The organism is Paenibacillus sp. N22P23 (assembly GCF_059383735.1).
The window spans coordinates 345,944-358,272 of the sequence record NZ_JBXENT010000005.1; the positions used below are offsets into that span (position 1 = coordinate 345,944).

14 protein-coding genes are annotated in these 12,329 nt (G+C 43.2%); 5 read left to right on the forward strand and 9 right to left on the reverse strand.

Annotated elements, in window-relative coordinates; all coding sequences use genetic code 11:
- Positions 1–160 precede the first annotated feature (160 nt).
- The 4 genes from AC506A_RS21625 to AC506A_RS21640 all read left to right on the forward strand — a co-directional run bounded on the left by AC506A_RS21625 (position 161) and on the right by AC506A_RS21640 (position 3,972).
- The gene (locus AC506A_RS21625; protein ID WP_495463081.1) at positions 161–1,687 is read left to right on the forward strand and encodes a KAP family P-loop NTPase fold protein; all 1,527 of its coding nucleotides are present in this window, start codon (positions 161–163) and stop codon (positions 1,685–1,687) included.
- Between the two features lie 42 nt (positions 1,688–1,729).
- Positions 1,730–2,638: a phospholipase D-like domain-containing protein gene (locus tag AC506A_RS21630; protein ID WP_495463082.1), complete on the forward strand. Its 909-nt coding sequence runs from the start codon at positions 1,730–1,732 to the stop codon at positions 2,636–2,638.
- Positions 2,639–3,142: 504 nt separating this feature from the next.
- Complete coding sequence (locus AC506A_RS21635) at positions 3,143–3,736, forward strand: IS3 family transposase (protein WP_495463127.1); 594 nt, start codon at positions 3,143–3,145, stop codon at positions 3,734–3,736.
- Positions 3,646–3,972, forward strand: coding sequence for a transposase (locus tag AC506A_RS21640; RefSeq protein WP_495463083.1), 327 nt, complete (start codon positions 3,646–3,648; stop codon positions 3,970–3,972). The genes AC506A_RS21635 and AC506A_RS21640 overlap by 91 nt, the downstream gene beginning before the upstream one ends.
- Positions 3,973–4,046: 74 nt before the next feature.
- Here the strand turns inward: AC506A_RS21640 and AC506A_RS21645 are convergent, their stop codons facing one another.
- The 5 genes from AC506A_RS21645 to AC506A_RS21665 form a co-directional block, all read right to left on the reverse strand.
- Positions 4,047–4,397, reverse strand: coding sequence for a hypothetical protein (locus tag AC506A_RS21645; protein ID WP_495463084.1), 351 nt, complete (start codon positions 4,395–4,397; stop codon positions 4,047–4,049).
- A gap of 180 nt (positions 4,398–4,577) precedes the next feature.
- Complete coding sequence (locus AC506A_RS21650) at positions 4,578–4,805, reverse strand: hypothetical protein (RefSeq protein WP_495463085.1); 228 nt, start codon at positions 4,803–4,805, stop codon at positions 4,578–4,580.
- A 178-nt stretch (positions 4,806–4,983) separates the two neighbouring features.
- Positions 4,984–6,312, reverse strand: coding sequence for a hypothetical protein (locus AC506A_RS21655; RefSeq protein WP_495463086.1), 1,329 nt, complete (start codon positions 6,310–6,312; stop codon positions 4,984–4,986).
- Positions 6,313–6,884: 572 nt separating this feature from the next.
- Complete coding sequence (locus AC506A_RS21660; RefSeq protein ID WP_495463128.1) at positions 6,885–7,673, reverse strand: TrmH family RNA methyltransferase; 789 nt, start codon at positions 7,671–7,673, stop codon at positions 6,885–6,887.
- Positions 7,674–7,704: 31 nt separating this feature from the next.
- Positions 7,705–8,370 (reverse strand): potassium channel family protein, encoded by a 666-nt coding sequence (locus AC506A_RS21665; protein WP_495463087.1) that lies wholly within the window; start codon positions 8,368–8,370, stop codon positions 7,705–7,707.
- 144 nt (positions 8,371–8,514) lie between these two features.
- On the opposite strand from AC506A_RS21665, the gene sspI reads away from it, so the two are divergent.
- A complete protein-coding gene (sspI, locus tag AC506A_RS21670; protein WP_495463088.1) occupies positions 8,515–8,754 on the forward strand; it encodes a small acid-soluble spore protein SspI in 240 nt (79 codons plus the stop codon).
- Between the two features lie 25 nt (positions 8,755–8,779).
- On the opposite strand, the gene AC506A_RS21675 is transcribed toward sspI, so the two are convergent.
- The 4 genes from AC506A_RS21675 to AC506A_RS21690 all read right to left on the reverse strand — a co-directional run bounded on the left by AC506A_RS21675 (position 8,780) and on the right by AC506A_RS21690 (position 12,313).
- Positions 8,780–9,238, reverse strand: a complete 459-nt coding sequence (locus AC506A_RS21675; protein WP_495463089.1) for a DinB family protein — start codon at positions 9,236–9,238, stop codon at positions 8,780–8,782.
- A 75-nt stretch (positions 9,239–9,313) separates the two neighbouring features.
- Positions 9,314–10,414 (reverse strand): Gfo/Idh/MocA family protein, encoded by a 1,101-nt coding sequence (locus AC506A_RS21680; RefSeq protein WP_495463090.1) that lies wholly within the window; start codon positions 10,412–10,414, stop codon positions 9,314–9,316.
- A gap of 97 nt (positions 10,415–10,511) precedes the next feature.
- Positions 10,512–11,606 (reverse strand): Gfo/Idh/MocA family protein, encoded by a 1,095-nt coding sequence (locus AC506A_RS21685; protein ID WP_495463091.1) that lies wholly within the window; start codon positions 11,604–11,606, stop codon positions 10,512–10,514.
- A gap of 71 nt (positions 11,607–11,677) precedes the next feature.
- The gene (locus tag AC506A_RS21690) at positions 11,678–12,313 is read right to left on the reverse strand and encodes a ThuA domain-containing protein (protein ID WP_495463092.1); all 636 of its coding nucleotides are present in this window, start codon (positions 12,311–12,313) and stop codon (positions 11,678–11,680) included.
- Positions 12,314–12,329 lie beyond the last annotated feature (16 nt).

The window sequence follows — 12,329 nt, forward strand, 5'->3', positions numbered from 1 at the left end:
CCCGAGTAACACAACTTTTGGGGAGACGATATCAGATTACAATTATTTTTGTGTGATTCAAGCTAAAGTAAGTTGTGTGTAACACACTTAATGATTTTCATCTCTTCTTTAATAACCTGTGGTAAAATATTACTACTTAGAAAAGAGAGAGCGTGAAAATGTGTGGCGAATCTACGATAACCAACCGTATGAATTATTTGATCAGAATGATTTATTCGGAACTAAATTTAAGGCTGAGACTATAAGAAGAATACTTGATGAGAATATGGACTTTTTTGAGAAAAACAATACCATCGCATTATATGGGAATTGGGGTAGTGGAAAAACATCCGTAATGAAATATATTGGAGATAAGTTAACAAATTATCATGTGATATTTTTTGAGGCCTGGAAGTATGAAAATAATGTTAACTTATCATTATCTTTACTTGAGCTTTTAATTGACGAAATAGAAAAAATACCTAGGGTCATACAGAAAGAAGTCACAGAAGCTGTTAAAATGTCTGGAAAAGCTTTATTCACATTTGGTAAGCAAGTTCTGCTCAACACAGATCTTTCATTCCTAGGAGCTAAAATTGCTATAGGGAAAGCAACAGAACAGACCATTAGTGCTCTAGAAGCAGAAATAAGTAATCATTCGTATTACTCAGAGGTAAGAGCCTTTAATGCCAAATTTAATGTACTTATAAATTCGTATTTTGAAATAACGGGGAAGAAGTTGTTAATTTTTATTGATGACCTCGATCGTTGTGAACCAATGAACATACTTAATCTCCTGTCTTCAATAAAACACTTCTTTACTGAATCTTCACGAATATTATACTTTTGTGGAGTTGATAAGAATGCGGTTAGTAGAGCAATAAATAATAGGTATAATAATGCACTAACTTCAGAGGAGTATTTAGAAAAAATCTTTGATATTACATTTAATATGCCAGAGCAATATGATATATCTCTTGTTATTAAAGATTTTATTGAAAGAATGAGCAATTATCGGCCTGTTACGGAGTTTGAAGAACTTCAGGATACACTGAAGGAGTTTTTGTTATATATCGGATTTGTTAATCCAAGGAAAGTTAAGAAGGTATTTAATAGATATTTATTTTTATGTAACTTGGCTAAGAATCACAATAATGGTCTAGCCGACATACCGACTAATTTTTTATGTCATGAGATGATACAATTTATTTCTACGATTTATATAATTATCTTATATGAATTTTATAGAGATATATTTAATGAAATATTCGATATCGAGAAAAAAATTGGACTTTTAAGTAATAATTTCAGCTCGGTAAATTTTCACGTTCAATCCAACTCTTCCATGCCGTTCCCTAATTTCATTCACAATTCAATAAATTCTGTTCGATATCTCAAAATTAATTCGACTTTATTTGATGAATTTCTTCTACCAAATGATAGATCAAACTCATATTTTCTAATGTTTTTGATGCTGTTACCACTAGAATCTGTAAATATGCCAGCCTTCACTGATCAAAGTGTAGATTCAGTAAAATCGAGCTTAATTGGGTTCCTTAATGACTACAGAAAAACAGAGAAAAAAATACAATATTTGTTCGTTTCATTCATTAACAATATATTTATGGATTTTAATAAACAACACTTAAAGAAAGATACAGACTTTGTTTTATATGATGTATTTAGAATGACTGTAAAATATTTCTAGAACCTACCAGTTGCTTTAAATAGACTAAGGAGAAATAGTGTGATGTCAGAATTTAATGTGTACTTTACAAGACCCGGCCAGAAGTGTGAGATAAAAGATAGACTTCTGGTAGATATTAATAACGCAAAAGATAGAATTTATGTAGCTATGGCATATATAACAGATTCGGATATAATAAACAGCTTGAATCGTGTACCATTTAACGTGGAAAAAAAATTCGTATTAAATCACAATTCTCGGCCAGTTGAAGGAATTCCTGATTACGACCGTTCTATATTGGGAGGGCCAGTTCAAGATTCATCTGGCAATGTATTAACTCGTAAATCATCGTTAATGCATCATAAATTTTGGATAATTGACGATATACTGTGGTTAGGTTCATACAATTCGACTAATAGTGCTGCTGAAATACATTGGGAAAACTTGATAAGAATAAAAAATAATGAGGTGGTCATTGAATTCCTTAAAGAATTTAATAGAATGTTCATCACGGGGCGGGCTTTGAATGATCATGGTAATGATTATTTTTATCACGTCGAGGATCCAGAAGGTACGATTAATACGTACTGCAGAATATGCGAAGATTTAAGATATCCGGGAAATGAAGCAAGGTTTGATAACAGAGTGACTCATTTTTTCTCTCATTATAATTTGAGAATTAATCATAAAGAGATTCATCTGGGAACATTAGAACCAGGTTATGAGAAGGAACACACTATTGAATGCGCTTCTCAAAATGACTACCATTATGGCAGACAAAGAGAGAATTGTAATTATTGTAATAAGGTTTTTGATGTAAAGGCACTGGTCGCAACAAATTTCACATCTGCTAGAAGAGAACTAATAGACGATGAACTAGTCGATGTACCTTTTTATCGTAGTGAGCGACATTACTTCTGTTTTGAATGTATTATGGATGCTTTATCAAAGCATAAATCATACAGAGAATAATTAGTTAAGATACTTCAGGCTATTCGTATGTCTTCTCTTGAAGAGATTTCTAGAAAATGTAATTGGCATTATTAAAAAAGCCCGCCTATCGGTATTGGTATTATCCCCTTCAAGTAGACACTCAAAAAAACCTTCATGTTATTATGGAGGTTTTTTTGAGTGCCACTTGGAGGGGATACTTTTATGGCTAAAAAAGGACAAATATTTCAAACATATTCTGTAGAATTCAAACTGAAGGCGGTCCGAGCGTATGTGTTGAAGGTTCAGCGAGTTACAAAGTAACAGCCGAACGAGAAGGAATTCGAAGTTGTACCCAACTGAAAGTCTGGGTGAAGAAATGGCAAAATGGGGAGCCATTTGATGAGCGAAAAGGCAATGAGCTAAACCCTCTGATGGGACGACCTCGCACAATTTTTAACAGGTGGATTACTTAAAAAAGCGGTATCCAAATCTAATAAAGGAGATGCGCTAAACCAGCGAGAGAACTACGGAATAATGGAGGAAATGCGTCCTTTACACGGCATTACAAGCTTGTTAGCCATTGCGGGAATACCTCGGTCCAGTTATTACAAATGGCGAGCCATAAAGCAACAGCGCAAGGCCAGACAAGACAGCGATCAGGAGATTAAGGAACACATGATGGCCATTCATTTTGCGCATCCGGAATTTGGCTACCCTCGCATGACGACCGCTCTGTGGGAGTCAGAGTACAATATGAATCACAAGAAAGTATGGCGATTGATGAGGGAATTAACGATTCAATCGGTCATTCGAAAGAAGCGGAAGCCGTCCAATTACACGCCTTCTGTTGTCTTTCCCAATCGCTTAAACCGTCAATTCCATGCCACAGCGCCGCAACAAAAAATGGCGACAGACATTACTTATATTTCAGACGGAACGAACTTCCATTACTTGTCTGTTATTCAGGAACTGTTCAACAATGAAATTGTCGCCTGGCAGTTGTCCAACCGTACCGATGTGAAGCTCGTACTCGACACGGTCGAGCAATGGACAAGAAAAAGAGACGTGTATTGGAAGCCGTGCTCCATTCGGATCAAGGCTTCCAATACACGTCTCAAGCGTACAATACACGATTAGAGGCATTCGGTGTTAAAGGCAGCCACTCTCGCAAAGCAACCTGCCTGGATAACGCATGCATCGAATCCCTCTTTTCACATCTCAAAACAGAGAAGCTGTACCTCAAACAGTTTAATTCAGGAGCGGAAATTCAGCAAGCGGTGGAAGAGTACATTTTTCACTACAACTACCACCGCTTTCAAGCCAAACTAAAACAACGCGCACCGATTGAGTTTCGATGCGCGTTGGCTGCTTAGCTTTTTTCAGCTGTCTACTTGACAGGGGTATGACCATATAATATCGACATGGCGGTCTTTTACTTTATTATAGACTAAAAAGGAAGGCTCTTTTCTAGTTCCTCATCTTCTACTATTAAGTCATTCACAGCACGAAGCTTTGCACTATAAAATAAAAATTTGGTTTCCGATTCTAACAAATTCTGCAGTTCATACTCAACTCCATCAATCTTTTCTTGAATCTCGAATGATTCTTCATTTAACCAAAGTGTCGCTTCATTTGTAAGTTGAAATGAGTGATGGCTCATTGCCCTATTGCAAACTTGTTTTTGCGTTTCAAGCTGAGATAGTTCTTTCTCTAGTTTATTCTTCTTTTCCTGATAATCTTCGAGTTCTTTTTCGAATGTCATTTTTAACCTATGAAGTTCTTTTCGGCAGAGTAACAATTAGACCCCTCCTCAACTTGGATTCTAAAGAGTATTCGTTGACTCCGCTTCAAATTCCTTCAATTTCCATTTACAAACGGTCGCTCAATTAAAAGCCTCCCTCCAATCTCATTTCTATTAATCTAGTAATTATGTTCTTACAGCTACCAAAAAGACCCGAGGAAATATTCTCTCAGGTCTTTACTTGGTTAAAGCAATTAATTCTAAGTAAAGTGGCGCAAACTCTAAAACCTCAATTTTATCTTCATGTTCTAACTCTCTATATACAAGTAATAATTGATTTTCAAGTTCTATTAAGTCTTCATCTCCGGCATGTTCAGCTTGCGTTAACAGCATGCAATTAGCTAGTTGATCACGTTCTTTTGAGTAATAAGCTAGCACTATGCTCTGCGTAGTGGGTTTTGGCAAACAAAGTATCGCAATTCCTCTAACACTGTGGGTTGCTGTGACTGCTTAATAGTATAGAAATAATTTGCACCCACTTCCAATCCTGCTCGAAGAGTAATGTCTAGAACTAATAACGTGCTGCTTTCCTTTTCCGACCGTAGTCCCCTATTTATTTCATTTTCTGCAGAATCATGTTTATCTATATTTCTAGTTGGCAACTGCCCGAAACTAGCTCTATACCCATTCTGAGCGCATATGCAGTCTTATTCATAAATTCGATGAAGTTCTCTCTGTTTGCCATCGATCCATTGCCATATTGATGATGAAACGCTTTATGCAATTCCGCTTTAATAGGAAATCCTTCAATTTTCAGCAATTGCTCATCATACTCATCTGTTATCTTGATGAGCTCAACTGTAGTATATTCACCAATGGTCTGATAAATCGGTAAACCTAACTTCCTTAAGACCGAATCTCGTAGTTTATTGAAAGGTTCAGCATGATGGACATGAAGCTGGCTGCCTCGTTCTCCAGAGATGACACATGTATAGTTATAATGTTTAAGCCATTTTTGCTTCCATTCCTTTTCACGCTCTCGTAGGTAGGCGTTGATTTCAGTAGTGCCACCTTTCCAATTCAAGTTATCCTCTCCACGTCGGACGACTTGCCTGCCTTCTGAAAAATTAAGCTTTTGTGCTTTTGATATATTTTCACTTTTGCATTTTGCACATCCTCCATGGCCAATAAGGATATTGTCCACATTCGTAACATAATCTTCCTCCGGATGCTTTAGGCATTCGAATCGCATCATTTGATGAGCATTAATATATTCTTGGCCATTAATAAGACGAAAGCCAAATACAAGACATTTTTCGGCAACTTCTGCTTGTGAGGAGCGGTATCTTACGCTGAGCTCATCATTCGTGCAAAGCGGGCAGCCGGAATGCTTTACGTCTTCATAAGTTTTATACTGTACTTGATCCGAATGCTTTGGACATCTATATGCCATTTTCGTTTTAGCATCAATGTATGATTCGTCAAGTAAAACCAGTCCCTGTACTTCATATGCTTTTTTTGCGATTGGAAAAAACTCGATCCTTAGTTTTTCGGATTTCCTTTCGTTTGCACATTGTCGGCAACCTTTACCGCTTAACAGATTATGATAAAGAATTGGCTTTAGAATTGCACCTGGGTGCTTTAAGCAACGATACCGAAGTGGGATTTGTGTAGACGTAAATTCCTCTTCGGTCGTAAGTAGCTCATATTCTCTGCTTTCAAATATAGATTTGATCTCCGCATACGGCTTTCTTCTATTTCTTGCACGTGCAAGAGCAGCACAAGAACGGCAACCGTAGCCTGCTTTTAACTTGTTATACGTGATGCCTTGCTGTATTTCATCTGGATGAGTCAGGCATTGAAACGCAAGCTTATCAGTGGATTTACGATATTCTTCTTTAGTCGTTAGCAGCAGCAGACCTTTTTCTGCAAACCGCTTTCCTACATCCTCATATGCGATTGCTAAAGTCATATATCCACACTCCTATTGCCTTCGATACATCCATTATAATGATTCCTCAGATAAATTCAGAATAGGATTACCTGTCCAGATCTATATTCAAATCAAAAATGCTAAAATGAAATCAAAAAAAGAAGAGCTCTCCTCATTTGTATAGCTCTTCTTTAAGTATAGGTCCTTATATAGTTTCCAAGGTCTAATCGTTGCTTATGACCTCTAAAGCATCTGGTTCATCTGATCTTTTTACTGAACTAATTTGATTAAGTATGTGCAGTTTTCTTTGATGTTTTAATATTTCCCCCGATATCGTGCATTCTGATCTCCCCCACTCAACTTTGTCAGTGTTATTCCAGATTTTTGACAACGTGATTTTGCTGCAGTTTTATTTAGGGATTAATAAGTAACTTTTATGTAGTAGAACCTGACAAACTAAAAAGTCCTGATAAATCAAGGGTTCTTGATCATCAGGAGGTTTCTTGAATACCAGGACTGTCTTTGTTGTGCCAAATCTATGTTCCAAACCTATGCCAAACAATGTTACAACTAGTGTCAAAGTGAATTACAACCCACACCACATCTGTGAGTTACTCCGCATACCGCCGCTGCCGCAGTGCCTCATACAGCAGAATCGTACTCGCCATCGCCACATTAAGCGACTCCGAATGACCATGCATCGGGATGATGATGCTCGTATCCACTTGCCCCAGTGCATCCGCTGATAATCCTTGCGATTCGCTGCCCATCAGCAGCCAGGTTGGCCCGCTCCAGTTATAGCTGTAACAGGTAGCCGACGCTTGCAGGCTCGTCCCCACAAGGGAAATTCCGTGCTTCTTCGCTTCGGGAAGCAGCTCACTTAGATTACCTTCGATTACGGGAAGATGGAACAGCGAACCCATCGTAGAGCGTACCGTCTTCGGGTTGTAGAGATCGACGCAGCCTTGTCCCAGCACAACGGCATGAGCGCCTACCGCATCCGCGCTGCGGATTATAGTGCCCACATTGCCGGGATCACGCACGCCGTCCAGCACCACAACAAGCGAGTCCTGCTGATAGAGCTTAGACATATCCGCATAAGGCTTCGCAGCCACGCCAAACACAGGCGGAGGCGAATCCGTGCCCGTACATTTGGCCATAACAGCCGGAGTTGCTTCAATTAGCTCGCAATCTGTTTGACTCAGTAGCGTACGGAGCTCGCCCGGTACGCCGCGTTCCATATCGATCACGATGGTTTCCACATCGGCACCGGCTAGCAGCGCTTCCTGCACCAAATGGACTCCCTCGATAATGAAGCGACCAGAACGGTCTCGGTGCTTCTTCTCCAGCAAGGCAGCCATCGCTTTTACTTTCTCATTTTGCACTGAAGTAATGCTCATCATTCGTTTATTGTTCGTTTGCACGCTATTATCAGCCTTCCGCATAATCAAGCTCTAAATTAGATAAATGTTCCGTCTTCCCCACAATGACCAGCACATCGTCTTGTTTAATAACATCCTCCGCATAAGGAGAAATATTGAGCTCGCTCCCTGTCTTGATCGCGAGTACATTACATTTGTATTTGGCGCGAATATCAAGCTGCTTCAAGTTTTTGCCGACGGCAAAGGATGGCGTCTGGATCTCGACGATGCTGTAGTCCTTGGACAGCTCTATGTACTCCAAGATGTTGGGGGAGATTAAATGATGGGCGACCCGCATGCCCATATCCCGCTCCGGAAATACCACTCTGTCCGCTCCGATCTTAGTCAGCACCTTGCCGTGCAGCTCGCTCTGCGCCTTAACGATCAACTGCGGAACGCCAAACTCTTTCAAAATAAGCGTCGTAAGTATGCTCGCTTGAATGTCTGCACCGATAGCCACGACAACAACATCGAAGTTGCGTAATCCGAGTGCACGCAGCGCTTCCTCGTCCGTCGAATCTGCTGTAACGGCGTGCGTCACCCGATCGGATACATCTTGGACTCTTTGCTCATTCGAATCGATCGCCAGCACGTCAAAGCCAAGCTTAGACAGCGATTGAGCGACACTGGTACCAAATCGTCCCATACCAATTACCGCGTACTGCTTATTTGGCAAGACTTCCATCTCCCTTGAAGCAATTTGAGCTTATTATAGCACAATTTCCTTATATATCCGAACGTTCCGCCCCTTCCGCCGGCATGAAATGCAGGATGCAAGGAGATATTAAACCTCGAATCTGTATGTGATGGAGGGATCAGATTGAACAATCTTGATTTGCGGCAGGCAATCGTTCGTCGGGTACAAAATTTAACAGGGGAAGAACTGACCGACGTCATCGAAGGCTCCATCGGAAGTGATGAGAAAGCACTCCCTGGACTAGGAGTACTGTTCGAAATGATTTGGAAAAACAGCGACGAAAGTGAACGCAATAAAATGGTGCAGGTGCTCTACGACGAGCTTCATCCTGCGGCGGAAACTGCATCCCCGAGTCCTAGCTGATCACTACTCACACGTGCCTGATCGATCAAGCCACTTGCCCGAATATTTGCTGTAAATGATGCTCCATATGAGCCACGTAATCATCAATCAGCCACTCCAGGGTGACCGTAGTTCCACTTGGAAACTGACCCATACGTGCTAAGCTTAACTCGTTTAAACCTGAAATGACACGAAGGACGGATTGATTTAGGCTCACCCATAACGTAAGGACGTCTTCCGGGGGAGCATCTATATACCGCTGAGCCTTCACCCAATTCTCTTGGTCGTATGGAACGATGACCGGTATTGCTTCAGTATGCCCATCCATTTGAACGAATCGGCATAAATTATTGATGGATGAATCGCACAGATGTCCTAGCAGCTGCAGACGCGACCATTTTCCTTCTGAGATGGGCTCCATGATTTCTCGGTGATCGAGGGATTGGAATCGTTGTGGTACGGAATCCAGCATAGCTTTCATGCTGCTAATGGCATTCGAAATCATAATAAGCGACCCTCCTATAGATAGAAAAATGACATTCAAACCCTAACTCGGTTTGAATGTCTTTTTCGTTATCCCTTATACGACTGCTTTGCTTTCAAGCACTGGCATAGGCTCCGGACGGTCGCAGGTGCTCTCCATCACGTAGTGTTTGCCATCACGGGAAGCATCATGGAAGCCATGCATCGCTTCAAGTACATGATAAGCCATTGCCCCATTAGCACGATGCTGGCGCCCCTCGGCAATAGCGCGAGCCATGTCGGCCACGCCAATGCCGCGGTTATTGTCGGTGTTACCGTGCGAGAACGGAACTTCCTCCCACTCTTCTGTGCCATAACGGCGCAGCTTGATGGTACCGCCAAACGTGTTCGGATCTGGCACGAGCAGGGAGCCTGCGCTGCCATGAATCTCGATGTTCGGCAATGAAGTGCCTGCTTTAGAATCGAAGCTCGTAATGAGCGTTCCGACAGCGCCGCTTTGGAAATCGATAACGCCCGCAATATGTGTTGGCGTCTCTACTTTAATGATCTTGCCGTTCTTCTTCTCGCTCGTAATCGTACGCTCTGGGAAAGGAATGATTGCCGAGCCTGTCACGCGGCGAAACGGACCTAGCAGCGCGATATAGGCTGTCAGGTAGTAAGGTCCCATATCAAACATCGGTCCGCCGCCAGCTTCATAGAAGAACTCCGGATCCGGATGCCAACCCTCTGGCCCTTCACCAAGCATGAATCCGGTTACGGATATCGGCGTACCGATTGCTCCGTCATCAATTAACTTACGGCAAGTTTGAATGCCGCCGCCAAGGAATGTCTCCGGTGCACTCGCAACCCGCAAACCTTTCTCAGCTGCGAGGGCCAACACCTTCTTACCCTCTTCACGAGTAACGGCAAGCGGCTTCTCTACATAAACATGCTTACCCGCTTCAAGCGCTTGCAAGCAAACAGGCGCATGAGCTTTCGGAATCGTCAGGTTCACGACAATTTCGATTTCAGGATCTGCAAGCAGCTGCTCTACCGTATAAGCTTTAGCGAGACCAAATTCCTCAGCACGCAGCTTCGCGCGCTCCAAATCGATATCTGCTGCAGCAACAAGATCAATCTCAGGGTATTTCTTCAAATTCGTAAAATAGATTTGGCTGATATTGCCGCAGCCGATAATGCCGACTTTCAGTGGTCTCATGAATGAATGCTCCTTTATGTATCCTAATAAGAAGTGTGAAAATAATCAGCCCACCCGAACGAGCCGGGCAGGCTGCATGTCTTATTCCATATTATCGTTATTGAGACTGCGCTTCAAGTGCCGGCATCGGCTCAGGACGTGAGCACGTGCTCTCCATTACATAATGTTTTCCGTCGCGCGAAGCATCGTGTATGCCGTGCATCGCTTCTAGCACATGGTACGCCATCGTACCGTTAGCACGGTGCTCTCCGCCTTCGCGAATCGCGCGAGCCATATCCGCAACGCCAATCCCCCGATTGCTGTCGATGAGGCCATGGGTCAATTCGATCTCTTCCCATTCTCCGCCTGCACGGCGAAGCTTCACTTTGCCGCCGAAGCCGTTCGGATCCGGAACAAGCAGCGACCCTTTGCTGCCATGAATTTCGATGTTCGGCAGCGATGTGCCTCCTGGTACATCGAAGCTTGTCAGCAAAGTGCCGATCGCGCCACTCTCGAAGTCCAGAACGCCTGTAATATTCGTCGGCGTTTCCACTTGGATAAGCTTGCCGCGTTTCTTCTCGCTTGTGATCGTCCGCTCCGCATGCGTAATTCGTGCGGAACCGGTAACACGGCGAATTGGCCCAAGCAATGTGACGAATGCCGTTAAGTAGTACGGTCCCATATCGAACATCGGGCCGCCGCCGATTTCATAGTAGAACTCCGGATCCGGATGCCAGCTCTCGTGACCGCCGCAGAGCATGAAGCCTGTCGCGGATACCGGCGTACCAATTGCGCCTTCGTCAATCAGCTTACGGCAGGTTTGAATGCCTCCGCCAAGGAACGTCTCAGGAGCACTTGCAACACGCAGACCTTTCTTCTCCGCCAGCTCAAGCACTTGCTTGCCTTCTTCGCGAGTAACGACAATCGGCTTCTCGACATATACATGTTTGCCCGCTTCAAGCGCCTGCAAGCAGACAGAAGCATGTGCCTTTGGAATCGTTAAGTTAACGACGATTTCGATTTCCGGATCAGCGAGCAGCTGCTCTACCGTATAAGCTTTGCTTAAATTGAACTCAACGGCACGTGCTATCGCGCGCTCGATATCGATATCCGCTGCCGCGACAAGATCCACCTGAGGGTACCTCTTCAAATTTGTAAAATAAACATGGCTGATATTGCCGCAGCCGATAATACCGACTTTTACTGGTTTCATGAAACGTCATTCCTCCTATAAGTAGAAATCAGAATAATTATAAATGAAGTGCTTGCCTATCTTTCGCCTTCTTAGGCTTCCTGACTGCGTGCCGCCCACAGAAATCCGCGACGCATCAATTCAAGCGTTTGCGGCATGGCCACGATGTTGGCTTGATGCCCCAGTGAATTGTAGTACACGCGTCCTTCGCCCCATGTCTTCGTCCAAACGATCGGCATTTTCACATCGCCAAACGACGTCGTGGCATGTACCTCATTGGCTGGGTCCACATGCATGTAATACTTCTCCGTGCACACTTCAAAATCGCCGATGCCGCTTGTAAGCGGATTGTCCTCGCGAACCATATTGACATCGTAAATGACGCCGTCATTGCCCGGGTGAGCGACCCACTGACCGCCAACCATGAACTGGTAGTCAACATCGTTGCGGAAGGAATCACCCATGCCGCCGTGGCAGCCCGCGATGCCGCAGCCCGCACGTACAGTATCGAGCAGCGGACGAAGCTGTTCTTGCGTAATCGAACCCATTGTCCACACAGGAACGATTAGATCCAGCGATGCCATTAATTCCGCATCCTTGTAAGCGTCCAGCGTGTCCGAAACCGTTACTTCAAAGCCTTCTTTATTCAACAAGTCGGCAAAAATACCCGCTACTTCCTCCGGCTGATGACCATCCCAGCCGCCCCAAACGATCAATGCTTTTCTCATGCTTCCCATCCTCTGC

What these genes read in the sequence shown, in the direction of transcription:
- AC506A_RS21630 (WP_495463082.1), top strand. Translation starts at nt 1,730, where the DNA reads ATGTCAGAATTTAATGTGTACTTTACAAGACCCGGCCAGAAGTGTGAG.
- AC506A_RS21635 (WP_495463127.1), top strand. Translation starts at nt 3,143, where the DNA reads ATGCGTCCTTTACACGGCATTACAAGCTTGTTAGCCATTGCGGGAATA.
- AC506A_RS21640 (WP_495463083.1), top strand. Translation starts at nt 3,646, where the DNA reads ATGGACAAGAAAAAGAGACGTGTATTGGAAGCCGTGCTCCATTCGGAT.
- AC506A_RS21655 (WP_495463086.1), bottom strand. Translation starts at nt 6,312, where the DNA reads ATGACTTTAGCAATCGCATATGAGGATGTAGGAAAGCGGTTTGCAGAA.
- AC506A_RS21660 (WP_495463128.1), bottom strand. Translation starts at nt 7,673, where the DNA reads ATGAGCATTACTTCAGTGCAAAATGAGAAAGTAAAAGCGATGGCTGCC.
- AC506A_RS21675 (WP_495463089.1), bottom strand. Translation starts at nt 9,238, where the DNA reads ATGATTTCGAATGCCATTAGCAGCATGAAAGCTATGCTGGATTCCGTA.
- AC506A_RS21680 (WP_495463090.1), bottom strand. Translation starts at nt 10,414, where the DNA reads ATGAGACCACTGAAAGTCGGCATTATCGGCTGCGGCAATATCAGCCAA.
- AC506A_RS21685 (WP_495463091.1), bottom strand. Translation starts at nt 11,606, where the DNA reads ATGAAACCAGTAAAAGTCGGTATTATCGGCTGCGGCAATATCAGCCAT.
- AC506A_RS21690 (WP_495463092.1), bottom strand. Translation starts at nt 12,313, where the DNA reads ATGAGAAAAGCATTGATCGTTTGGGGCGGCTGGGATGGTCATCAGCCG.